Source organism: bacterium, assembly GCA_024228115.1.
Taxonomy (GTDB): Bacteria; Myxococcota_A; UBA9160; order UBA9160; family UBA6930.
The window spans coordinates 1-21746 of sequence record JAAETT010000699.1 but is presented as its reverse complement, the minus strand read 5'-3'; the positions used below and the strand labels follow the sequence as shown (position 1 = coordinate 21746).

At 66.4% G+C, this 21746-nt stretch carries 18 protein-coding genes and 1 tRNA gene; 12 read left to right on the top strand and 7 right to left on the bottom strand.

Features of this window, described 5'->3' with window-relative positions:
• Window positions 1-7 precede the first annotated feature (7 nt).
• The gene (locus GY937_29020; GenBank protein ID MCP5060757.1) at window positions 8-1270 is read left to right on the top strand and encodes an amino acid permease; all 1263 of its coding nucleotides are present in this window, start codon (window positions 8-10) and stop codon (window positions 1268-1270) included.
• Between the two features lie 109 nt (window positions 1271-1379).
• Window positions 1380-1820, top strand: a complete 441-nt coding sequence (locus tag GY937_29015; GenBank protein MCP5060756.1) for a CBS domain-containing protein — start codon at window positions 1380-1382, stop codon at window positions 1818-1820.
• Here the strand turns inward: GY937_29015 and GY937_29010 are convergent.
• A complete protein-coding gene (locus GY937_29010; protein MCP5060755.1) occupies window positions 1787-2254 on the bottom strand; it encodes a CBS domain-containing protein in 468 nt (155 codons plus the stop codon). The two genes, GY937_29015 and GY937_29010, sit on opposite strands and share 34 nt — an antisense overlap.
• Window positions 2251-2724 (bottom strand): universal stress protein, encoded by a 474-nt coding sequence (locus GY937_29005; GenBank protein ID MCP5060754.1) that lies wholly within the window; start codon window positions 2722-2724, stop codon window positions 2251-2253. The genes GY937_29010 and GY937_29005 overlap by 4 nt, the downstream gene beginning before the upstream one ends.
• Window positions 2725-2887: 163 nt before the next feature.
• On the opposite strand from GY937_29005, the gene GY937_29000 reads away from it, so the two are divergent.
• The 3 genes from GY937_29000 (at window position 2888) to GY937_28990 (ending at window position 5362) form a co-directional block, all read left to right on the top strand.
• Window positions 2888-3328 carry a CBS domain-containing protein gene (locus GY937_29000; GenBank protein ID MCP5060753.1) on the top strand — a complete coding sequence of 147 codons (441 nt, stop codon included), beginning with the start codon at window positions 2888-2890 and terminating at the stop codon, window positions 3326-3328.
• A gap of 148 nt (window positions 3329-3476) precedes the next feature.
• A complete protein-coding gene (locus tag GY937_28995; protein ID MCP5060752.1) occupies window positions 3477-4883 on the top strand; it encodes a DUF1298 domain-containing protein in 1407 nt (468 codons plus the stop codon).
• A gap of 20 nt (window positions 4884-4903) precedes the next feature.
• The gene (locus GY937_28990; GenBank protein MCP5060751.1) at window positions 4904-5362 is read left to right on the top strand and encodes a hypothetical protein; all 459 of its coding nucleotides are present in this window, start codon (window positions 4904-4906) and stop codon (window positions 5360-5362) included.
• Between the two features lie 18 nt (window positions 5363-5380).
• Here the strand turns inward: GY937_28990 and GY937_28985 are convergent, their stop codons facing one another.
• The 4 genes from GY937_28985 to aroA form a co-directional block, all read right to left on the bottom strand.
• Complete coding sequence (locus tag GY937_28985; GenBank protein ID MCP5060750.1) at window positions 5381-6919, bottom strand: hypothetical protein; 1539 nt, start codon at window positions 6917-6919, stop codon at window positions 5381-5383.
• On the bottom strand, window positions 6916-7713 hold the full coding sequence (locus tag GY937_28980) for an ABC transporter permease (GenBank protein MCP5060749.1): 798 nt from the start codon (window positions 7711-7713) through the stop codon (window positions 6916-6918). The genes GY937_28985 and GY937_28980 overlap by 4 nt, the downstream gene beginning before the upstream one ends.
• Window positions 7710-8462 carry an ABC transporter ATP-binding protein gene (locus GY937_28975; GenBank protein ID MCP5060748.1) on the bottom strand — a complete coding sequence of 251 codons (753 nt, stop codon included), beginning with the start codon at window positions 8460-8462 and terminating at the stop codon, window positions 7710-7712. The genes GY937_28980 and GY937_28975 overlap by 4 nt, the downstream gene beginning before the upstream one ends.
• A 166-nt stretch (window positions 8463-8628) precedes the next feature.
• Window positions 8629-9912, bottom strand: coding sequence for a 3-phosphoshikimate 1-carboxyvinyltransferase (gene aroA, locus GY937_28970; protein ID MCP5060747.1), 1284 nt, complete (start codon window positions 9910-9912; stop codon window positions 8629-8631).
• Between the two features lie 197 nt (window positions 9913-10109).
• On the opposite strand from aroA, the gene GY937_28965 reads away from it, so the two are divergent.
• From GY937_28965 to GY937_28950, 4 genes are all read left to right on the top strand, one after another.
• Complete coding sequence (locus GY937_28965) at window positions 10110-11696, top strand: phosphoglycerate dehydrogenase (GenBank protein ID MCP5060746.1); 1587 nt, start codon at window positions 10110-10112, stop codon at window positions 11694-11696.
• Entirely contained in the window at window positions 11693-12988 is a 1296-nt protein-coding gene (locus tag GY937_28960) for an adenylosuccinate synthase (protein ID MCP5060745.1), read from the top strand. The genes GY937_28965 and GY937_28960 overlap by 4 nt, the downstream gene beginning before the upstream one ends.
• Window positions 12989-13414: 426 nt before the next feature.
• Window positions 13415-13490: transfer RNA gene (locus GY937_28955), tRNA-Lys, on the top strand.
• Window positions 13491-13572: 82 nt separating this feature from the next.
• Window positions 13573-14931 carry an FAD-dependent oxidoreductase gene (locus tag GY937_28950; GenBank protein ID MCP5060744.1) on the top strand — a complete coding sequence of 453 codons (1359 nt, stop codon included), beginning with the start codon at window positions 13573-13575 and terminating at the stop codon, window positions 14929-14931.
• Window positions 14932-14973: 42 nt separating this feature from the next.
• Here GY937_28950 and GY937_28945 read toward each other — a convergent pair whose 3' ends face one another.
• Window positions 14974-16896, bottom strand: a complete 1923-nt coding sequence (locus GY937_28945) for a hypothetical protein (GenBank protein ID MCP5060743.1) — start codon at window positions 16894-16896, stop codon at window positions 14974-14976.
• Window positions 16897-17070: 174 nt separating this feature from the next.
• On the opposite strand from GY937_28945, the gene GY937_28940 reads away from it, so the two are divergent.
• From GY937_28940 to GY937_28930, 3 genes are all read left to right on the top strand, one after another.
• A complete protein-coding gene (locus tag GY937_28940) occupies window positions 17071-18993 on the top strand; it encodes a hypothetical protein (protein MCP5060742.1) in 1923 nt (640 codons plus the stop codon).
• Window positions 18990-20945: a hypothetical protein gene (locus GY937_28935; GenBank protein ID MCP5060741.1), complete on the top strand. Its 1956-nt coding sequence runs from the start codon at window positions 18990-18992 to the stop codon at window positions 20943-20945. Before GY937_28940 ends, GY937_28935 begins: the two co-directional genes overlap by 4 nt.
• 171 nt (window positions 20946-21116) lie before the next feature.
• On the top strand, window positions 21117-21602 hold the full coding sequence (locus tag GY937_28930; GenBank protein ID MCP5060740.1) for a hypothetical protein: 486 nt from the start codon (window positions 21117-21119) through the stop codon (window positions 21600-21602).
• Window positions 21603-21746 lie beyond the last annotated feature (144 nt).

Here is a 21746-nt window from a genome sequence, read left to right as displayed (position 1 = left end):
GCATGGTGTGGGTGCTTCGACTGAGGGCCGCCTGAGCCGTCGCCCGGGTCTCCGCCGGCGCGTTTCCTTCCCCCTGCTGGTGCTCTACGGCATGGGCACCACCGTGGGCGCGGGGGTGTATGCGCTCATTGGAGAAGTGGCCGGGTTGGCGGGGCGATGGGCGCCGGCCGCATTCGGGCTCGCGTCTCTGGTGGCTTGCGCGACGGCCCTGGCATTCGCTGAGCTCTCCTCACGTCACCCCAAGGCGGCCGGAGAGGCGGAGTATGTTCGCCAGGCCTTCGCGTGGCCCGCGCTCGCACGGGTCGTGGGCCTGGCCGTCATCCTGGCGGGCATCGTCTCTGCCGCCGCGGTGACGAACGGATTCGCGGGCTACCTGGGTGCGCTCATCCCGACGCCTCCGTTGCTGGCGATCACCTTTCTCAGTATCGCGCTCGCTGGCGTTGCCGCGGCCGGAGTGCGCGAATCGCTGTGGGTGGCCGGCGGCATTACCGTGCTCGAGGTGGGGGGCTTGCTGGCCGTCGTGATCGCCGTCGGTCTGGCTGAACCGTCGTTGCCCATCGCGGCGACGAGCACGTCAGCGGTTTCGGTCGCGGCTGCAAGCACCTCCGCGATTCCGATCGCCGGAATCGTCAACGGTGCGACGCTGGCGTTCTATGCGTTCCTCGGCTTCGAGGACATGGTGAACGTCGCCGAAGAAGTGAAGGAGGTCCGGCGTACGTTGCCGCGGGCGATCTTGTGGACCCTGGTCCTCACGGCTGCGCTCTACATGGCGGTTGCTTTCGCTGCCGTGGCGGCCGTTCCTACCGCCGATCTCGCGGCTTCCAAGGCGCCCCTCGCGTTGGTGTACGAGCGGGCGGTGGGCAGGGAGCCCGTCGAACTCGTGACGATCGGTGCGTTGGCCATGATCAACGGCGCTTTGATCCAGATCGTCATGGCCAGCAGGGTTCTCTACGGGCTGGCGGATCGCGGGTTGCTTCCCTCCGTGTTCGGTCGGATTTCCGCCCGGACCGGGACGCCCTGGATCGCAACCTGTGCCGTCGCAGCAACGGTCTGGCTGCTCGCGGTGGCGTTTCCCCTGGCTGGCCTTGCCCGCGTCACCGCGCTGCTGGCTCTCGGCGTGTTCGGCGTCGTGCATGCATCCCTCTTCGTGTTGCATCGCCGCCAACCGGCGAACGGCGAGATCTTTCACTGTCCCCGCTGGGTGCCCGTGGCGGGCGGCTCATGCAGCCTCGGCCTGATCGCCCTCGAGATCGTCCGAAGGCTCGAATGACCTGGAAGGGACGGCTCCCAGATCGAAGAACCATCGCCAGGCTCGCAGCCAGGCCTACGCGTTGGCACATACGTTGCTACTCATGAGACAAGCAGACAGGAGGAACGAAATGGAACCCGCGGAACGTCAGGTGGCGTCGGTCATGGCCAAGGATTTCGTGTCGGTCAAGGCCAAGGATCAGCTCGATTTCGTCGATGACGTCATGAATCTGGGCCGGATCCGACATATGCCCGTCCTCGACGGGGAGCGGCTCATCGGTGTCGTTTCCCAGCGCGATCTGCTGGCGGCGTCTCTCTCTCGAGCCCTCGATTTCGAGGCTGGCCAGCGACGGAACTTCATGCGCTCCGTGGTGGTCGAGGAGGTGATGACGCCCCAGCCGATCACCGTCGGCCCGGACGTCAGCCTGCGCGACGCTTCTCGGCTGATGCTCACCCACCGGATCGGCTGCTTGCCCGTCGTGGACGAGAATGGGCGCGTGGCCGGCCTGGTGACCGAAACGGATTTGCTCCGCGGCGCCTATGCCGAGGAAGCCCCTTCGACCATCAAGTGACGGAGCAGGTCGCTCTCCGTCAGCAGACCGACCAGCTTCGGGCCAGCAGGCGTTGCCTGCACGACGCATAGGTGTCCCCAGCGTGCATCTCCGAGGCGTCGCACCACGGTGGCGAGTTCCGCCTCGACCTCTTCGATCTGATCGGCGGAGCTCATGACGGCTTCGACGGGTACGGAAAGTGCGGCCTGCAGGCGGTCGAACAGAGAGCGATCGGGCGCGTCTTCTGTGAGCGCTCGAGCGATGCGGTCGCAACAACTGACGAATGAGAGTGAGCCGCGCAGCAAGCCAGCCTCGTCCACCACCGGCAGTGCCCGGAGGCGACCCAGCCGCATGACTTCCACCACCGAGCGGATCTTGATGCCTGGCGAGGTCGTCACGACGTGTCGGCGAAGTAGCCGCGCGACCACATCGTCGGGGAAGCCGGCAGTGATCACGCTTCGGAGGGTCCCGGTGGGCGAACCGCCATCACGGGGCACGGGGCCATGCGCAGCGTGCGTTCGGTGACGCTGCCGAGCAGCACATGGGCCAGGCCGGTGCGGCCGTGGGTTCCCATCACGATCAGATTCGCACCGATCTCCTTGGCGACAGCGGCGATATTCTCCGACGGCATGCCAGGGGCCACTCGGACACCAATGGTCACCCCCGCTGATTCGGCTCGATCCCTCCATGCTTCGAGGGCCTCGACGGCCGCATCGCGTGCCTCGTCGACTTCGCCCTCGGTCATGACGGCGGAGTACGGATAGACCTGCTCGTTCAGGACGAAGGCGTGCAGGAGCGTCAGCTTGCCTCCGTAGCGCTTGGCGAGGTCGAGGGCTTCGTCGAACGCCGCGGCAGCGCCGGCCGAAAAATCGAAAGGCACAAGAATCTGGTCCAGCTGCATGAGCCGTCGTTTCGCAGGATTCATGCCAGGGGCCTACCGCCACGATTCGCGCGCAGGGGGACGGAGAACGTCGAGGTGCCCCCGAGAGAGTCCCAGAACGCCCCTCAGGTCCCGCGCCGCCTCGTCTGCGGTCGCTTCCCGCGGCACGCTGATTGCTCAGGGGACGGGAAAGGAGGAACCTCCGCCCATGCATCTTCGAGATCACGACCGGATGCCCACGGTGGCTGCCGTGATGACGTCTTTTCCCTACTTCGCTGATGCCAGCGAGAATCTGGCCCAGGTGCGGGAAATGATGGCGGAGCACGACGTTCGCCATCTTCCAGTCAAGCGAGACGGCAGCCTGGTCGGGGTGATCAGCCGGCGGGACGTCGATCGCCTGGTGAACCCCGCGCTCCCGACGGCCGGCTGGGAACGCATCCGCGCCGAACAGGTGATGACCCCGGATCCCTACGTCGTCGCAATCGATGCACCGTTGGCCGATGTCCTGGAGGTGCTGGCGGAACGACGCATTGGCACGGCACTCGTGGCCAAGGAAGACCGTCTCGCGGGGATCCTCACGCTCACCGATGTGTGCCGTGTGCTCTCCGCGCTACTTCGAGAACGCTACGAGGGGCCGCAGGTCGCCTGAGCTCGCACCCGCACCGCGGGGGCGGAAATGGGCCGGCGAGTGCTTCCCGGGGCGATATGGGTCAGGTCTTCCCTCCAGCCCGGGCTGCGTTCCGGTCCACGCGGCACGCGTCTTGCTCGTCTCTCAGGGCGTAGGGAAGGAGGCTTTCATGTACGCGGACTACGAGCATTTGAACTCCCGGGAGCTGGGGTTCCTCAATCTCGAACGTCCGGATTCGCCGCTTCATGTAGTGCGCGTCCAACTCTTCCCCGCCGCGGGGCTCTCCGATGATTCCGGCCGGGCAGCCGTGGACCGGGTTCGCGAGCGGGTGGCGGCGCGCATTGGCGATTTGCATCGATACCGGCGCGTTCTGGCAGAGCTGCCCCTCGAGAGCCGGCCGATCTGGGTGGACGCGGAAGACATCGATCTCGACTTCCATGTGCGTCACCTGCGTCTACCCCGCCCGGGTGGCGAGCGTCAGCTCAAACGGCTGATCGGGCGCATGGCGGCCACCCCTCTCGATCGGGCTCGTCCTCTGTGGGAGCTATGCGTGATCGAGGGATTGGAGGGTGAGCGGATTGCCCTCGTCACCAAGGTGCACGCCTGTCTCGATGATCCGGAGCAGCGCCGGGGTCTGCCCCATGCGTTGCTCACCGACGAGCCTTCGGACAAGGCCGGACCGCCCGCCCACTGGCGTCCGCATCCTCAGCCAAGCCGCATCGAGCTGGCCGTCGATGAGCTTCAGGAACTGGCCCAGCTGCCGGCGGACTGGTGGGATCGGCTTCGTCAATGGGTCGCGCCCGAGGAGGGCGCGCAGGGTCTTGGCGAGAAGGTGCGGGCCATGGGGCAGGCGGTCGCCAGCGGCCTTCACGCCGGATCCGACAGTCCCTTCAACGGCGACGTCGGCTCGCTGCGCCGCACGGATTGGACCCGCATGGACGCGGAGGCCATCGATGTCGTGGTGCGACGCTTCGGCGCGACGGTCGAGGAGATTGCACTCACCGTTGCTGCGGGGGCGCTGGCGCGATTCCTGGAGGACACGCGTGGAATCACGTTAGGCGGCTTGGATCTTCGGGCCCTGGTTCCGCTGGATCCGTCCTCGGTGGCCGCACGCAAGGGAGAACTGGCCTGGATCCTGGAGCTGCCTCTGGAAGAAGCGGATCCGGCCCGACGCCTGGAGGAGATCCGTCTGCGCTCGCGCAGCGAGAAAGCCCACGAGCAGGCGAGAGGCGCCGGTCTGCTGGCGGAGTTCGGGGCACAGGTTCCGGGAGCGATCTTCTCCCTGGCCACCCGCATACTGCGAAGCCGCCATCCTTTCAGCCTGGTGATCGCGACCGAGCACGCCAGCTCCGAGCCCAGGTATCTGCTCGATTCGCTTCTCGAGCAGACGATCTCCCTCGAGCCCGTGACCCATGGCCTGGCTCTCAGTATCTCGTTGGTCTACGGCCTGCACGGCCTGACCTGGGGATTCAACGCCGATTGGGAAGGCTTCCCGGATCTCCATGAACTCGTCCTGGCGACCGAAGATGCCTGCGCGGAACTCGTCCGGGTCGCCGGTGGGAGCCATTCGAAATGACCGGGAAAGGAGACCCGCCCGTGGAGCTGCGACCGAGTGAAGTGCGTCGTCTGGTTCTCGAGGATCACGCCCGTCTGCGTCTCCGGCTTCGGGACCTCCGGGCCGCGGCGGAGTGGGCGGCAACGGGAGACCCGAGCCGCGGCGCAGAGCTGTTGCGCGAAGCCGAGCTCTTCGCCGAACGTTTCTTTCGCCACCTCGATATGGAGGAAGTGCAGCTCGTTCCGCTGCTTCGAACCATCGATGCCTGGGGAAATGAACGCGCAGAGCTGGTTCTCGAAGAGCACCGGGAGCAGCGTCGCCTCCTGCTCGGTTTCGTCGAGGACCTCCGCGATCCCCACAACGCACTCGCGCGCCTTGCCCGCGAGACCCTCTCCCTGATCTCCCGCATCGAAGCCGAGATCCTCCACGAAGACGAATCGGTCCTCTCCGAAGATCTCCTCCGGGACGACGTCATCGCCCTCGATCCCATGGGAGGCTGAGCGCCCCCGCGCCTGCGTCTAGCGGGTGCGGGCCCAGAGGAGCGCGGCCGTGAGGAGCAGCAGCTCCGGGAGAAGCAGGCCGAGGCTCTGGTACATGGTGAGTGTGTTCTGCAGCGCGAGGGGAAATTGCATCTTTCCCGAGATGCCTTCCTTCGGGCGGATCGTCAGGCGGGGTGTCTGCTCGGCGGCCCAGTGGACGGCGTTCACGACGAGATCGAGATTGTAGAGGGCGCGCAGGTAGTGGTTGGAGGCGATGTCGGCGTCGCCGAAGGCGACGATTCGGGTTTGCCCGGCCTCCCTCTCGTAGCTCCCGGCGACGACCAGGGGCCAGTAGTCGCGGTTGACGCCATCCGGCTCGGGCGGAGCCTGGTCATGGCGCAGCGCCTCCACGTCCGGCGTGATCCAGGAGCGCGGGCTCGCGAAGGCGATGCCTCGGATCCGATCCCCGATCTCGGGTTTGCGCAGATGGAAGCTGCCCACGCCCTTGAAGAAGGTCATCCGATTGCCGCCGAGGCCGCGACCGACCGGGTGAGACGAGCTGTAGCGATAGACGAGGGGTGCCAGACCTTTCGGTACGCCTTCGAGTTCGCCAGAAGCCGGGTCGACCACGACGCCCGGGATCGATTCGAGCCCCCACTCCGCCAGCACCGGTTCCAGGCCACCTTCGACACCGGGCTCGAGCATCGCCACCAGGCGGCCGCCGTTCCGGAGGTAGCGGCGCAACGCGGCCAGGGCTTGTTCGGGGAGGCCTCGCTCCGGGCGAACCCATATCACGACGTCCGCGTCGGCGGGGATCTCCCGGGCGGCGGCACTCACGAACTGCTTGATCGCATAGCCCTCGGTCCGCAGCGCCGCGGTCAGTCCCGAATAGCCCGTTTCGCCCATGTCGCTGAAATCGCCCTCGCCGGCTCCGCGCGCCACATAGACGGTACCGCTCTGGAGTTGGCGCAAGCGGAAGAGCGCCTCGAAGAGGGCGCCCTGGGTCGGCCGCTCGACCGTCTCATAGCGTTCCTTCCCGTCCTGCCGCACGACGAGTACGACGGTGTTCGACGAGCCGATCGCATAGCGGTCCTCGTCCTCCGGGTGGTCGTCGATGTTGCGTTCGTCGAACTCGAGGCAACTCTGGCTGCCGAGGGTGCGCAGCAACACGCGGGTGGAGCGGATGCGCGGATCCTGGGCGTCGAAGTAGAGCCTGGCTGTCAGCTCGAAATCCTCGCAGAGATCGTCGAGCGCAACCTGCAGCGCCTCCGCCACTTCGTATTTGTTCTCGAAACTCCAATCGAGTTGGACGCTACTCCAATTGGCAGCCCTCTCGATGGCGAAGGCTGCGACGAACGCCAGGATCACACGGCCGACGACGATGAGTGTGGGCCGCCGGAAGGCCGGTGCGCTCGCCGTCCGCACGCGAAAGATGGCGTGCACGAATGCACCCGCAAGCAGCAGGGCGCCACCGAAGAGGTTCAGCTGGCTGAACCAGGTGCTCTCGCTACTGCCGGAGAGAGCCGCCGCGCCAAAGGCCAACATCACCAGGCCGCAAAGGATGACGCCGCGACTCATCCTGCGATTCGCTTCCAGTCCAGAGCGGAGCGCGCGAGGGCATAGGCGACGATGGATGCGCCGAAGAAGTACGCGAGGTTCGCGAGATTGACGATGCCCTCGGCGAAGGTCGAATAGCGTGGGTGCATCGAGATCCCGTCGAAGAAACGAGCGAGCGACTCGGTTTCCCGCAGGAAGGGCGTGAGCCAGCTCCAATCCCAGAGCACGTAACCGATCGCCCAGGAGGCAACGACGGCGATCAGCTGGCTCGATGTCCATGCGGAACAGACCAGACCGATCGAAGCCAGCGCGAGCGCCAGCAGCGTCAACCCGGTGAATACCGCCAGCAGATGCTGCAAGCCGACACCGCCCTGAAGGATGGCCATTGCCGGATACACGAAGCTGGCCAGCATCGCGATGATGACGAAGAAGTAGGTCACCGCGAATTTTCCGAGCACGATCTCGTTCGGTGAGAGCCGGGTCGTGACCAGCAGTTCGTCGGTGCCGCGCGAGCGTTCTTCCGCGAACACGCGCATCGTGATCATCGGAATCACGGCGATCAGGGTGAGCCCCAGGTTCTCCATGACCGGGAAGAAGACTGTATCCCGCAGGTTCACGTGATCCGGGATCGTATCCGTCTCGAAGCCACCCATGGTCGAGGATTGGAAGAGGAAGAGGATCTGGTTGTACGCGCGCAGGTGGTCGAAGAAGATCAACCCGGCGACGAGCACGATGAGCGTGAGTACGAGATAGGCCAACGGCGAGCCGAAGAGCACCGCCAGTTCCTTCTTCATGAGCGCGCTGATCCTCGTCATGCGGCTTCGCCTCGGAAAAGTGCCAGCGGATCGTTTCCGCCGAGCACTTTCTGGGTCGGCCCTTCGGTGACGAGGCGGCCCTTGTGCAGGACGGCCGCGCGCTCGGTCAGCTCCCGGGCTTCGGTCAGGTCATGGGTGCAGAGGATGAGCGTGTGGTTTCCGTGGAGGGATCGGAGGACCTCGCGCACTTCTTCCTGCTGGAGCGGATCCAGCCCGCTGGTCGGCTCGTCGACGATCAGGAGCGGCGGGTCGTGAAGGAAGGCCTGCGCCAGGGAAACGCGTTGTTGAAAGCCCTTCGAGAGCTGGCCGATCCAGCGCCCGGCCACCTCTTCGAGATGAAAGCGGTCGATCACCTGTTCGACGGCCGCCTCCAACTCGGAACCCACGAGATTCCGGGCCCCGCCCGCGAAGCGGAGAAAGGAGCGCACGCGTAGATCCGGATAGATGCGGGAAGTCTCCGCGACATACCCCAGGCGTCGTCGAACCTCGGAGGGCTGGGTGGCTGGCGAAAACCCATCGACCAGGAGCTGGCCCGAGGAGGGCAACAAGACTCCCGTGACGAGGCGGATGAAGGTCGTCTTGCCGGCACCGTTCGCGCCGAGCAGCCCAAACGCCTCGCCTCTTTCGATTCGCAGATCCAACGTTTCGAGGGCCACGTGGGTGCCGAAGTGGCGAGAGAGCCCACGCGCTTCTACGCGAACGCCCGCCTCTCGGGCGTCGCTCGCTTCGGCCTGTCCTTCGCTGCTCAACTTCTGGGCCCCGTCCGTTCCTCGATACGTCGGTGGTGGCTCTTTCGTTTCGTGCCCGGCATGCGTTGGAAAGACACCGGGAGCGCCGGGCCCGATCCAACGGCGGTCCGTCCGGGGCACGGGCCCGATCCAACGACGGTTCGTCCAGGGCGCCGGCCCGGTGCAATCACAATCGCTCCAGGGCAGCGAAGAAATCCGGCCAGGTCTTGGAGACGCAGCCTGGATCGCGGATCTCGACGCCTGGGACGCGCAGGCCGGCCAGGGCAAAGGACATGGCCATGCGGTGGTCGTCATAGGTCTCGATGGCGGCTCCGTGAAGAGGGGCGGGATCCACGCGTAGCCAATCCGGACCGGTTTCGGCGTTGGCGCCGAGCCGGCGGAGTTCCGTGCGCAGCGCGGCGAGCCGATCCGTCTCTTTCAATGGCAGATGCCCGAGGCCGGTTACCGTGGTGGGACCTTCCGCGAACAAGGCCACCACGGCCAGAGCGAGAATCGCGTCGGGAAACGCGTTGCCGTCCACCTCGACGCCTCGCAGCGGGCGTTCCGGTGGGCGCCGGACGACGATGGCATTCGGCTGACGCTCGACCGTACAACCCATCGCCTCGAGCACGTCGAGGAGGCGCAGGTCGGTCTGGCTGGAGTGATCGGGAATCCCGTCCACGCTGATTTCGCCGCCGGCGATGGCCGCTGCGCAGAACGGGTACACCGCGGATTGGGCATCCGGCTCGACGCGGTAGCTGCGGGCCCGGTAGCCCTTCGCGGCGACTGCGAGCGTGGCGTCGTCGCGCCATTCCACCTCTGCACCGAAGGCCCGCATCACCTCGAGGGTCAGCTCTACGAACGGGCGCGAGACGAGTTCGCCCTCGGCGAGGGTCAGCTCGACGTCCGTCTTCGCACAGGGCGCCGCAAGCAGCAGACCCGAGACGAATTGGCTGGAGCGGCGCGCATCGATGATCGCATGGCCGCCGGGCAGCCCTCCCCCGGCGATGCGCAGCGGCGGGCAGCCATCGGTCCCGAGGATCTCCACCCGCGCGCCGAGTGCCCCCAGGGCCTGGACGAGCTCACGAATGGGACGCGCTCGCATACGCGGGACGCCGTCGAGAATCGACGCACCCTCCGCCAGGGTGGCGATCGCCGTCAGGAAGCGGGCGGTCGTACCCGACGCACCCACGTCGAGCTGGCCAGCCGCCACGAGGGTGCCGCTCTGGCCCGCTACGGCCCAGGCCTCCGGGCCCCGGACCACGTCGATCCCCAGCGCCTCCAGGCCTCTGGCCATGGCCAGGGTGTCATCGCTCTCGCTGGCTCCCTCGAGCCGGCTGGGCCCGTCGGAGAGCGCCGCCGCGACCAGGGCGCGGTTGGTGATGCTCCTGGAGCCAGGCGGCCGCAGCTGGCCCTGGAGCGGGCCGCGGGGGTGAATCGGCAGGGGGTCGGTGAGCCGGGGCGCGGCCATGGCCGCCGGACGGTAGGCAAGCCCCCGCTCGTTGACACCCCTCGGCCCGTTGGCCACCCTTGGTTGCTGGGGCTCAGGGCGGCCTCGCGCCGCCCTGCCTGCCATGTGCGGAAGAGCTGTTCGGCTCGTGAGCGACCCCCTGGGACCCCTGCGGGCTGACATGCCCGAACCCCCATTCGAGAAGTCGAGGAGAGGCCGTGCCCCGCGTTCTGGTGACCGATGCGCTTGCGCCCCAAGGCCTGGAGGTCCTGGAGCAAGCTTCTGGCCTCGAGGTCGTCAACGTCCCCGGGATGACTCCCGGCGATCTGCTCGAAGCCATTGCCGGGGCCGAGGGGCTGGTGATCCGTAGTGGCACCAAGGTGACCGCCGATGTCATCGAGGCTGCCGACAAGCTGAAGGTCATTGGCCGGGCTGGAATCGGCGTGGACAACGTGGATGTCGCTGCCGCAACCCAGCGCGGGATCGTCGTGGTCAACACGCCCGAGGGCAACAACATCACCACGGCGGAGCACGCCATCGCATTGCTCGTTTCGCTGGCCCGGCACATTCCCCAGGCCACCGCCTCGATGAAAGAGGGGCTCTGGGAGAAGAAGAAATTCCAGGGCATGGAACTCTTCCACCGTGTGCTCGGCGTGATCGGCCTCGGCAACATCGGACACATCGTGGCCGATCGGGCCCGCGGGCTCGGCATGCGCGTGATCGCGGCCGACCCTCACATCAGCGCCGAAGTGGCCGCGAAGATGGATGTGGAACTCGTCACCGTCGACGAGCTGCTCGAGCGTGCCGATGCCGTGTCGGTCCACGTTCCGCGCACCAAGGAGACGACCGGGCTGCTCGGCGATGGGGCCTTCTCCAAGGCGAAGCCGGGATTGCTGGTGATCAACGCGGCGCGGGGCGGCATCGTGGACGAGGACGCCTTGTTGGCGGCGCTCGACGACGGGCGGGTCGGAGGCGCTGGCCTCGATGTCTTCGTGGAAGAGCCGCCGCCGGCCGACCATCCGCTGCTCGCCCACCCGAACGTGATCTGCACGCCTCACCTCGGTGCCTCCACCGATCAGGCCCAGCTGAACGTCTCGGTGGCCGTGGCCGAGCAGGTGCGTGACATCCTGCAGGGCGGCAGCGTGCGCAATGCGGTCAACGTGCCGTCGATTTCGCCGGAGCTGCTCGAGCAGGTGCGGCCCTACCTCGTCCTGGGCGAGAAGCTCGGCCGCTTCCAGGGGCAGCTCTGCCCCGGTGCGATCGAAGAAATCGAGATCGAGTTTGCCGGTGAGGTGGCCGATCTGCGCGTTGCACCGATCACGATTGCCGTGCTGAAAGGCCTGCTCGAATCGGTGAGCGAGAGGGTGAACATGGTGAATGCGCCCGTCGTCGCCCAGGAGCGCGGCATTCGCGTCGTGGAAACCAAGTCCAGCCGGCCGATGGATTTCGCCAGCGCGATCACCACCCGTGTGCGGGGCTGCACCGATCGTCTGATCGCCGGTGCGCTCTTCCATGGCGGCCAACCTCGCATCGTGCGCATCGATGATTTCATGCTCGAAGCGATCCCCGAGGGCTCGACCATCCTTCTGCAGAATCACGACCAACCCGGTGTGGTCGGGGCGGTCGGCGCCTGTCTTGGGGATGCCGGCCTGAATATTTCGCGTATGCAGCTTGCTCTGGTTCCTGAGCGAGCGGAGGCCGCCATGCTCGTGAACGTCGATCCCGCACCCAGCGACGAAGTCATGGAGCAGCTGCGAAACCTGCCCCACATGATCACCGCGCAACTCGTGGAGCTCGGAGCATGACCGCGCTGGTCGCCGTGGGCGCCCAGTGGGGCGATGAAGGGAAGGGCAAGCTGGTCGACAGCCTGGCGCTATCCGCCGAACTCGTCGTGCGCTTCCAGGGCGGGAACAACGCGGGCCACACCCTGATCGTGGATGGCGTGAAGACGGTTCTCCATCTCGTTCCTTCGGGAATCCTGCAGCCGAATACGCGGAACCTGATCGGCCCCGGCGTCGTGGTTGATCCCGCCGTGCTGGTCCACGAGTTGGAGGAGGTTCGCGCCTCCGGGGCGCTCAAGGATCCCTCGCGGGTCCGGGTTTCCGGGCGTGCGCACGTGATCGTCGATTGGCATGTCTCTCTCGACAAGGCGCGAGACGAGGCGCGTGCCGAAGCTGCGATCGGCACGACTGGCCGCGGGATCGGCCCTTGCTACGAGGACAAGGTCGCCCGGCGCGGCATCCGCATGGCGGATCTGCTGATGCCCGAGGCCCTGCGGGCCGCACTCGAGCGCTCGGCCAAGGAAAAGAACTTCGAGCTGACCCAGGTGCACGGTTGGCCGCCGGTCGATGTCGATACGGTGTTCGAGGAACTCGTCGCGCTCGGCAAGAAGCTCGAGCCCTACGTGGACCACACGGGCCGGATCCTCGATCGCGCGCTTCGGGACGGCAAGAACGTGTTGTTCGAGGGCGCCCAGGGGACGTTCCTCGATATCGACCACGGCACGTATCCGTTCGTCACCTCCTCGAATTGTGTTGCGGGAGCGGTCTGCGCCGGTGCAGGTGTTGGCCCCACCAACATCGACCGGGTGCTCGGCATTACCAAGGCCTACACCACGCGCGTAGGCGGCGGCCCGTTCCCCACGGAAGACGAGGGGCCGGGAGGCCAATGGCTCGGCGAGAAGGGCCACGAGTTCGGCGCAACGACGGGCCGACGTCGGCGTTGTGGCTGGCTCGACATGGTCGCACTCCGCGAGGCAGCGATCGTCAACGGCTTCACCTCGTTGGCCGTGAACAAGCTCGACATCCTGTCGGGTCTGGATGAGATCCCGGTCGCACGAGCCTGGAAGATCGACGGCAAGCTCACGGAAGACTTCCCGATGACCCTCGAAGAGCTGGCGCGCGCCGAGCCGGTGTACGAGATCCTGCCGGGCTGGACCGAGGATCTAACGGCCATGCGCGAGTACGAGGAACTGCCGGACAACGCCCGTCGCTACCTCGAGCAGATCGAGGCCTGGGTCGATGTCCCGGTGGACGTCGTCTCGATCGGGCCGGGTCGAGACCAGACGATCGACCGCAAGGATCTGTTCTCGGCGTAGAGCGCCGGAACGCGGATTCCTTACTTCTGTGGCCACCGCTCGACGGCCACCGCCGACGCGGGTGGTGAGCGTCCAAGGCTCGAAACCTGGTACAGGCTCGAGCGCCCCGGTTGCACGACCGGGTCGGTCCATCCTGTGTGAGCAGGGTCCGATCAAGGACTTCTGCCCGATCCTTCCGGCGCATCTCGCTTCCGGAAGGGAGGTGGATCGCAACGACGCTCACCATCCAACGAACGGTCGGCCCCGCCTCGGTCTCGTCCAACTCTCCACAGCGTCAGACTCGACCGCGACGGGGTTGGGGGTGGCATGCAAAACACTCTAGTCGAAGAAAAAGCGAAAATCAACACGAAAATGAAGACCGAGGCGAAAATCCAAAGTATCGACAGGTCAGTGGCCTGTTGGTAATTCCAGACCTGTCCGGATTCCGGGCCGTTAGCTCAATTGGCAGAGCAGGGGGCTTTTAACCCCTTGGTTCTGGGTTCGAGTCCCAGGCGGCCTACCACTCGGTTTCTTCCCGGCGGCGCTTGCCAAGACGTCACCGCGAGTTCCTTGACCCGGTTGCAAAGCGGCTGATACTCCCGTTCGTGGTCAACTCCCTCGCGTCCAATCCCTGGCTCTCGGAGCCCGCGGAGACAGCGCCCTCGCTCGAAGGCGATCTTCATGCAGACGTCGCCATCATTGGTGCCGGTTATACCGGGCTCTCGACCGCACTGGCCCTGCGCGAGGCCGGAGTTGACGTGGTGGTCCTCGAGCAGGATTACGCGGGTGCGGGCGCAAGCGGACGCAACTCTGGCCACCTTTCGACGACCGTCGGGAACCCGGCGAAGGTGCTCGTGCGCTCGCTTGGGGAGGCTGGCGCCCGCAGTCTCTTCCGCTTCTCCGACGAAGCGGTGGCGTACACGGAGCGGCAAATGCGGACGCTCGGTATCGATGCCGACTACGTTGCCAACGGGAACATGAAGGCCTCCGTGCATCCCGGCCACGATCGGGATCTGGAGGCTGAGGCTGCCGCCCGGCATGCGCTTGGAGCCCGCGTGGCATTTCTCTCCAGCGCTGAGTTGCGTGAGCGCGGGATTCCCGCTGCCTTTCGCTGCGGTCTGCTCCACGAACCCGGGGGAGTGCTCGATCCGGGCAAATACCTGCGCGGACTCTACGATGCTGCCCTGGGGGCCTCGGTGCGGGTCTTCGAGCGAACCTGCGTGAGTCGCATCGAAGATGGAGCACCTGTGCGCATCGAAACCGAGAGAGGCAGCGTCACGGCTGACGCGCTCGTGCTCGCTACCAACGCGTTCACATCATCACTCGGCCGCCTCGGCCGTAAGCTCGTTCCGCTGCGCGTCTGCTGTGTGGAGACGGAGCCCCTTTCTCCGGACGAGCGAAGCGCCATCGGCTGGAAGGAGCAGGAGGGGATCTCGACCACGCACATGATCCCCGAGAGCTACCGCTGGACGCCACGGGGCGGGATTGCCGTTGGAACGCGGGTGGTCCGCTACGCGTGGAACAGCACGCTCTCTACGAGCAACGACGCGGCGCAGTTCGCTGTGCTCGAGCGGGCACTGCGTGCACGTTTCCCGATGCTCGCCTCCACTCGCATCGCCGCACGCTGGGGCGGCTGGGTCGCCTTCACGACGGACACGCTGCCCCTGCTCGGGACGAGCGGCCCACACGGGAACGTCTTTCATGCCATCGGCTATTCGGGACACGGCATCGCACAGGGGACGTTCCTCGGCGCGATGCTCGCCGCGCGCGTACGGGGTGCGCGAGACGACCTGACGGCGCCGTTCGAACGCAAGGTATGGAGTTGGCCGGTCGAGCCTTTCCGCTGGATCGGCGCGACCGCCATCCTTGCTGCCGTGGGCCGCCTCGATGCGAGGACCGACCGCAAGGTCGCGGAGTTCGGGAACGCCGACGAATCGAATCAACTGCCGAATCTCGAGGCCTGATCCGACAGAGCTCTGGACTCCTGGGTGCTGCACTCGAGTCCGCTACTCGTTGGCGCCGCCCCGTCGCTCCTGTGCGGCCCCGCCACGGTAGCGCCAGACCCACCGGCTGCGAATCGGGGTGAAACCCGGAAACTCGGCGACCTGTTCGAAGAGCAATTCGTCTCGCAGAAATGCGATTCCGCCGGGCAGCTTGCGTTCCGCGAGTTTCAGGCGGCCGAGGTTGACGAAGAGCGCCTTGCCCGTGGTGTCCGCCTCGTCCATCAGTTTCTGGAGTTCGTCGAGATTGCGGACCCAGCGATGCAGCGGGTCGTAGTGGTAGGGCGGAGAGCTCCAGGAGACGGTCAGGATTTCGAGGTTTTCCGCGGCATTGGGGTCGAGGTTGGAGCGGGTTGCCTCGACGGATTCGCGGATCGGGAACCAGGAACGCTCGCGAAGGGTGTCGCGGGCGGGTTCGCCTAACAATGCGACGCATGCGAGTGCGAAGGCCGTCAGCAGGGCGCCGATCGCAAGGCCGCGCTGGCCGCGACCCAGTCGATCCGCTGTCCATGTGGCACCCAGAGCCACCAGCGCGATCAAGCCAGGGAGGAAGATCACGAAGTACCAGGTGTACGCCCGCGCGTTCGTCACCCAGAGCTGCAGGAGAGCCAACGGCCCCGGGAGGAGCAGCGCGAAGGCGAGCAAGCGGGCGTTGCCTCCGGCGCGAAACAGGCGGATGGCCCCGGCGGCCAACAACGCCAGCAATCCCGCGACCGCTGTCCAGACGAGAAGTGGGTGGAGGTCCGCCACGGCGCCGAGCTCCGGGTAGACGGGCCAGCCGCCATGTCTCCAGTCGCTTCCCGCCGCGAGGTGTGCCGCGATGTCCTCGAGGAAGGCCCGGGTGACCCACACCTTGGCGGTGGTCGACCCCGCGATGTAGTTCGCCAGCTGCGGAAGGTTCGGGCCCATCACGCTGAGCCAGAAGAGGCCACTGGCGAGGTTCGTGAGGAGCCAGCGGGCGAGCTGTTCCGCTGCACCGTCCTCGCGCCGGAGGGCGATGAGGGTCGCGCCGATCCCCAGGTTCATCACCGCGACGTGGTAGACGCAGATCGGGTAGGTCCAGATCAGCGCGGCCTGAGCTGCGCCGAGCGCGATCCAGCGCCGCCATGTTCCCCGCCGGAGCACGCCGAGGCCGCAGGCGAAGACGACGCTTCCGAGCAGCATGGCCATGGCATAACCCCGTGCCTCGGCCAGGTAGCGGAGAAGCCAGGGATGCAACGCCAGTAGCCAGGCCGCCAGTACGCCGGCCGTTCCGAAACCCGCCCGCCACAACAGCCAGGCGAGGGCGCCGATCGAGAGGACACCGGCTGCGAAGGCCGGCGCCCGGACGGCGCCTTCGGCGATCATTCGATCGTCGGGCTTGCCCCCCGACCAGGCGATTCGCGAGGTGAGCCGCGAGAGGATGGTGAAGCCCACGTGGTTGTTCGCGGTGGAGTAGGCGAAGAACGCGTCCGGCCACTTGAGGCGTTTGAACTCGTAGCTTCCGTCGCGCTCATCGATCTTCCAGCGTCCGACGATGTGGTTGCCCACCGTGTAGGCTTCGTCATCCCAGAAGCTCATGGAGAGCCGCGGAATGGCGAGCCCTCCTGCGACGAGCATGGCGAGCAATACGAGTGCGACGCCAACCCGTGAGAATGCGGGCGGCACGAAGGATTCTCGTACGTCCGCTTCAGCTCGCCCCAGCCAGCGGGGTACGCTGGCCAGCAGCGCAAGCAGGAAGACCGCACTTGCGACGGCGAAAGGCCAGCCGTAGCTCGCCCACCAGTCCAGGGGTTTGGGCTTTCGTCCCTCGGCTTCTCGGATGCCGATCCCCGCCTCGAACGGATTCTCCATGCCGAGGATGACCGCCAGCACGAGTACCAAGACCAGGCCGAGCCCGATCCGGACCCGATTCTCACGCCCGACCCGATTCCAACGGGCTCGCAGCATGCCCACCCCCTTCAACGAAAGGCCCAGAAGCGGGCACAGGATACTGAGGCTGGGCGGCTCCTCAACCGTGCCAGGGGGCCCCGGGGTTCTCTCGGATGTCGTTTCGTTACCCTGTGCCGCGGCTGGGGCGGCTCGTGGAGGGGTGCGCCCGCTGCAGTGAGGAGCAGCTGGGTCTTGGGGGAGAGCGGACGACGGGCAACCCGTGCCCTGGCTTGGATTCGCGGCGACCACATCGTCGATTCCAGGGAGCGCCGCGTGCGAGCGGTGCTCCTGCTGTTGCTCGTAGCGGTGATCGTCCACCTGGTGACGGGTGACAACCCCTGGAACGATGGCATCGCCAAGCGGGTGCGCAACGGGGATCCAATCCGTCCGATCGACTACTCCATCACCTACGGGTGGTGGATGGCCGCCGTGAACGCGGCGGTCTTGGGTTGTCTACTCGCGACTCACCGCCGTTGGCTCGGGGCCACTGTCTCTCTGGCGCCTGCGCGCCGAGGACGCACGACACCTCGCTGGTTTGCGCCCGTGGTAGCGGGGGCAGTTCTTGCAACGGCCTTTCTTGCGGCACCGCGGCTCGACGACAGCTTGTGGGGGGACGAAGAGTGGACCGTGTATCGCGCCATCGATGGCCGCTACGTAAAATCGGCTGAGGGCGAGATCGAATTCGAGCGGGTCAAGTGGCGGGATACGTTCTTCGACTACCGCAAGCCCAGCAACCACGTCGGATTCAGTGTGTTGTCTCGGCTCTCTCTCGGTGCGTGGCGCCTGATCGACCGTCCCTCCACCCGCATGGTGAGCGAACCTGCGGTACGCCTTCCGGCGTTTCTGGCGGGGCTCGCGGCCGTTGTCGCTCTCGCACTGCTGGTGCGCGAAATCGGCACTCCCCGGGCGGGTGCCCTGGCGGCCTGGGCCCTGGCGATCCATCCGTGGCATCTACGTTATGCGAGCGAGGCGCGTGGCTACTCCCTGATGGTGCTAGGCGTTCCCCTCGGCCTCTGGTTGCTCCTCCGGGCGGTCGAGCGCGGCACGTGGGGGCGCTGGGCAGCCTACGGCGTCACCCAATTCATGATGCTCTGGGCTTTGCCTCTGGCCGCCGTGCCCGTGCTGGTGATGAACGTTGCTGCGATGGCTTTGTTGTGGCGCACGACCGCCGACCGAGCCGAGGCCCCCACCCAGTGGACGCGTTGGTTCGTCGTGTGCGGGTTCGGTGCGCTCGTCTGGCTTCAGCTCATGCTCGGCAACATGGTGCTCTTCTCCAACTTCGTGGAACGCGAGATGATGGAGATGGGTGGGCGCTGGTTCGTCAGTCTCGGGGCGCATCTGGTCGCGGGGGTGAGCTGGGCGCCCGAGCGTCCCGAATACCATGAGCTGATCGAGGTGGCCCTGCAGTGGCCTCTCGTCTTTTGGACATTCGTCGCCGCCTCTGCTGCCATGATGCTGCTCGGAGCCGTGCATCTCCTGTTGGGCGGGATGCGAAATGCAACCACGGCGCTGGTGCTGCTTCTACCCGGGCCGCTGATGATCCTGCTCGCGATGCGGGGAGGCGACTTCCTGAACCCGTGGTACCTGCTCTTCGCCTTGCCGCTTCTGATCGGGCTGATCGCCCTGGGCCTGGACCGAGTGGCCACGCTGCTTCCCGAAGGCCGGATTCGGCAGGTGGGTGCTGCCGTGGTGATGCTCGCCTGGTTGGGGCTGCTGGCCTTCGTCAGCCAACCCGCTCGCCAGGCATTGCGCGCCACGTCGCTCGAGCCCGTTCGGGAATCGGTCCTGCTGACCCGTCCGACGCTCGACCCCTTCGATCCGGCGAATGACGCGGTGCTCACGGCGTCCTTCGAACGGCTACCGGACTACTACGATCCTCGTGTCGTGGCCGTCGACCGCCCCCGCGAGCTCCGGGCCCTCATGCGGCGCGCGGATGCCGAGGGAAAGGATCTGTTCGTGAACTACGGCCGCCCGAAATTGGCACGTCGGCGCCACCGCCAACTCGTCAAGATGGTTGGACGACGGGCGTTGTTCGAGCCGGTGGCGACCTTGCCCGGATTCGAACCGCGGGGCGTCCGCATCGTTCTGCACTATCGGCCTGGGTCCAATCGATGACCGAACGTCAGGGCACGCTCGCGCGCTGGAAGCTGGCGGCTTCGCGGGCCCGTTCGGAGGATCCGGTGCTGTTCTGGGTCCGGGTGATTCTGGGTGTGGCACTCGTCGTCCTGCTGGTGCTGGTCGCGACGGGCGATCCGCGTGAAGGAGTTGCCGAGCGCCTTGCCGAGGGCAAGCGTCTGCGCCCCAAGGACTACTGGCGCACCTGGGGCTGGGTCTTCTCGTTGATCAACCTCGGTGGCGTGGTCGTGTTGTTGGCGACGGTCCGCCGCTGGTTGGGAAGTGGGGTGGCGATATCGACGGTCGCAGCGTTTGCGCCGCCCAGGAGGCCCGGTCGGGCATTCGCCATCCTCGTGACGTTGGCGGTCCTTCTGGGCGCGGGCCTGGCCGGGCCGCGGCTCGGGCAGAGCCTCGGCGAAGACGAGGACCAGAACCTTCGCCAGTCGATCTACGGCGAATGGCTGCCGGACGGGAAGGGCGGCTACGAAGAGAAGCGCGTGGGTCCGCGAGAGGTCATGAGGTTCTACCCGGGCCCGAACAATCACGTGGCGCACTCGCTCCTGGCGCATGCGAGCATTCGCATCTCCCAGCTGTTCACCGGTGAGCCGAAACGTTTCGCGAGTGAAGCCGCGATGCGAATGCCGGCTTATCTGGCGGGGCTCGGCACCCTCGTGGTGGTCGCCCTCCTGGCGTGGCGTGTGGGCCACCTCGAAGCCGGTGTGTTCGCCGCGTTCATCCTGGCCATTCATCCGTGGTGGGTTCAGTACGCCTCGGAGGCCAGGGGCTACACGATCGCGATGCTGTTGCTCGTGGGGAGCTTGCTGCTCCTGCTGCAGGTGCTGCATCGGGGCGCCTGGCGAAGCTGGTTGGCTTACGGCGCGGTGCAGCTCTGGTTGTTGTGGACACTTCCGAGCCTGGTGTTCCAGGTGGCGGTGATGAACGTCGTGGCGGCGCTCTTGATCTGGCGGAGCCACCGGGGCACGCCGGCCCTGGTTCCGCAGTTGAAGCGCTGGTTCGTCGTGAACGCACTAGGGGCGATGGCCTTCCTCCAACTCATGGGTCCGAATCTGGCCCAGCTCGGGCAATACCTGGAGCGCACGCGTGGCACCCATGCGATCGGCGCGCGTTGGGTCCAGCAGGCGGTGACCCATCTGTTCGTTGGCATGCCGTGGAGGTATCCGAGTACCCAGGGCCTGGATCCGATTCATGTCGAACTCTCGGACCTGTTCCAGGCGTCGCCGGTTCTCGTCGTTGCCGTAGCCCTCGTGACACTCTTGGGTGTCGTTGGCGGCATCGTCCGTCTCCTGCGGGGAAATGGAATACGCCCGCTGCTTCCCGTGGTCTTCCTGCTTCCACCGCTCCTCGCGCCGATCGCGGGGCGGCTGGAAGGAGCCAACATGTATCACTGGTATGTGGTCTACGCGCTGCCGGGGCTCGCCCTGTTCCTGGCCGTCGGTCTGGAGGGCACCGCGCAGCAGTTGGGAAAGCTCGTTCCGCCCCGGGCGGCGGCGGCTGGCATCCTGGCTGGCTTCCTCGTCTGTTTCGGATGGCTGACCGAGCCGGCGCGGGAGGCCCATCGGGAGCGATCCTTCCGGCCTTCTCGGGAGGCGGTCGAACTGACACGCCCGGTGGAAGATCCGGTCGCGCCGGAAAACGAGCGCATCCTCACGGCGAGGCTTTCGGATCGAAAGATCCTCTACGACCCGCGCATGCTCAAAGTGGCCACGCTCGCGGAGTTGATGGCCCTGATGGGGGAGGCCGATTCGACGGGGAAGGCGTTGTACATCAATTCGGGCCGTCTCTTCCACAACCGCAGGCATCGGCCGGAAGTCTTCGCCTTGCTGGATGACCCCACGCGTTTCGAGTTGGTGGGAGAGCTTCCCGGCGGCACCCCACCCATGGGTCGGGGCGTTTGGCGTTATCTCGGTGGTTCATCCGAACCCGCGGGTTGAACCTGACCCGAGGCAGAAATGGTGGCGGCGCCGCTGGCATGCTGACGGGGCAGCTCGCCATGGATTTCAGCTTGATCGGAAAGTACTGATCCCGCGCGGAGCTGGGCGGACGCTTGAGCCCTCACCCCGGATGAGTATGATCGGCGCCCGTACCAACCGGGGGGAACAGGGGTGTTGCAGGGCCGTCAGGGCCACGTACGAGTCGCCCTTGGATTGATCCTGGGCCTCGTGGTCTGGGGCCTCCTTACCGGTGAGTCGCCGTCTACTTCGGGCGTCTCCCAGGCGCTATCGCTTGGCAAGAACCCCAAGCCCCTGGACTACTGGGCCAGCTACGGCTGGGGCTCCGCCTGGGTGGATGTGGCCGTCCTGGCACTACTGATCGCCCTCGTGCCGCATTGGATCGGAGCAAAAGAGGCACCCGAGGTGGCCGAGCTCGCACGGCGCCCCGCCAAGCGCCTGGGTGTCCTTCTGGTCTTGGCGGCGATGTTCACGGTGGGCGTTCTCGCCGCGCCGCGCTTGGCTCATAGCTTGTGGGATGACGAGGCTTCCAGCGTCTATCGCTCGATCGCCGGCGGTTGGCGCGTCGATTCCCGGACTGGAGAAGCCCATTACAGCAAGGTCGATTGGTCCAGTGTTGGCGATCACGAGAAACCGTAGAAGTCTGATCATCTAGCCGTGGTCGCGCGCGAGTGCTGGTTTCTCGTCAGAACGGCGAATCGGTGTCGGTCGGATCGGTGTCGAGTTCGCGATCGAGAGCCACGAGGTAGTGTCTGATCTGGCGATCGAGCTGGGAAGCTGCCG

Excerpts from the sequence above, each read along its gene's own strand:
- GY937_29015 (MCP5060756.1), top strand. The coding sequence starts at position 1,380 with ATGGAACCCGCGGAACGTCAGGTGGCGTCGGTCATGGCCAAGGATTTC.
- GY937_29005 (MCP5060754.1), bottom strand. The coding sequence starts at position 2,724 with ATGAATCCTGCGAAACGACGGCTCATGCAGCTGGACCAGATTCTTGTG.
- GY937_29000 (MCP5060753.1), top strand. The coding sequence starts at position 2,888 with ATGCATCTTCGAGATCACGACCGGATGCCCACGGTGGCTGCCGTGATG.
- GY937_28995 (MCP5060752.1), top strand. The coding sequence starts at position 3,477 with ATGTACGCGGACTACGAGCATTTGAACTCCCGGGAGCTGGGGTTCCTC.
- GY937_28985 (MCP5060750.1), bottom strand. The coding sequence starts at position 6,919 with ATGAGTCGCGGCGTCATCCTTTGCGGCCTGGTGATGTTGGCCTTTGGC.
- GY937_28980 (MCP5060749.1), bottom strand. The coding sequence starts at position 7,713 with ATGACGAGGATCAGCGCGCTCATGAAGAAGGAACTGGCGGTGCTCTTC.
- aroA (MCP5060747.1), bottom strand. The coding sequence starts at position 9,912 with ATGGCCGCGCCCCGGCTCACCGACCCCCTGCCGATTCACCCCCGCGGC.
- GY937_28960 (MCP5060745.1), top strand. The coding sequence starts at position 11,693 with ATGACCGCGCTGGTCGCCGTGGGCGCCCAGTGGGGCGATGAAGGGAAG.
- GY937_28945 (MCP5060743.1), bottom strand. The coding sequence starts at position 16,896 with ATGCTGCGAGCCCGTTGGAATCGGGTCGGGCGTGAGAATCGGGTCCGG.
- GY937_28935 (MCP5060741.1), top strand. The coding sequence starts at position 18,990 with ATGACCGAACGTCAGGGCACGCTCGCGCGCTGGAAGCTGGCGGCTTCG.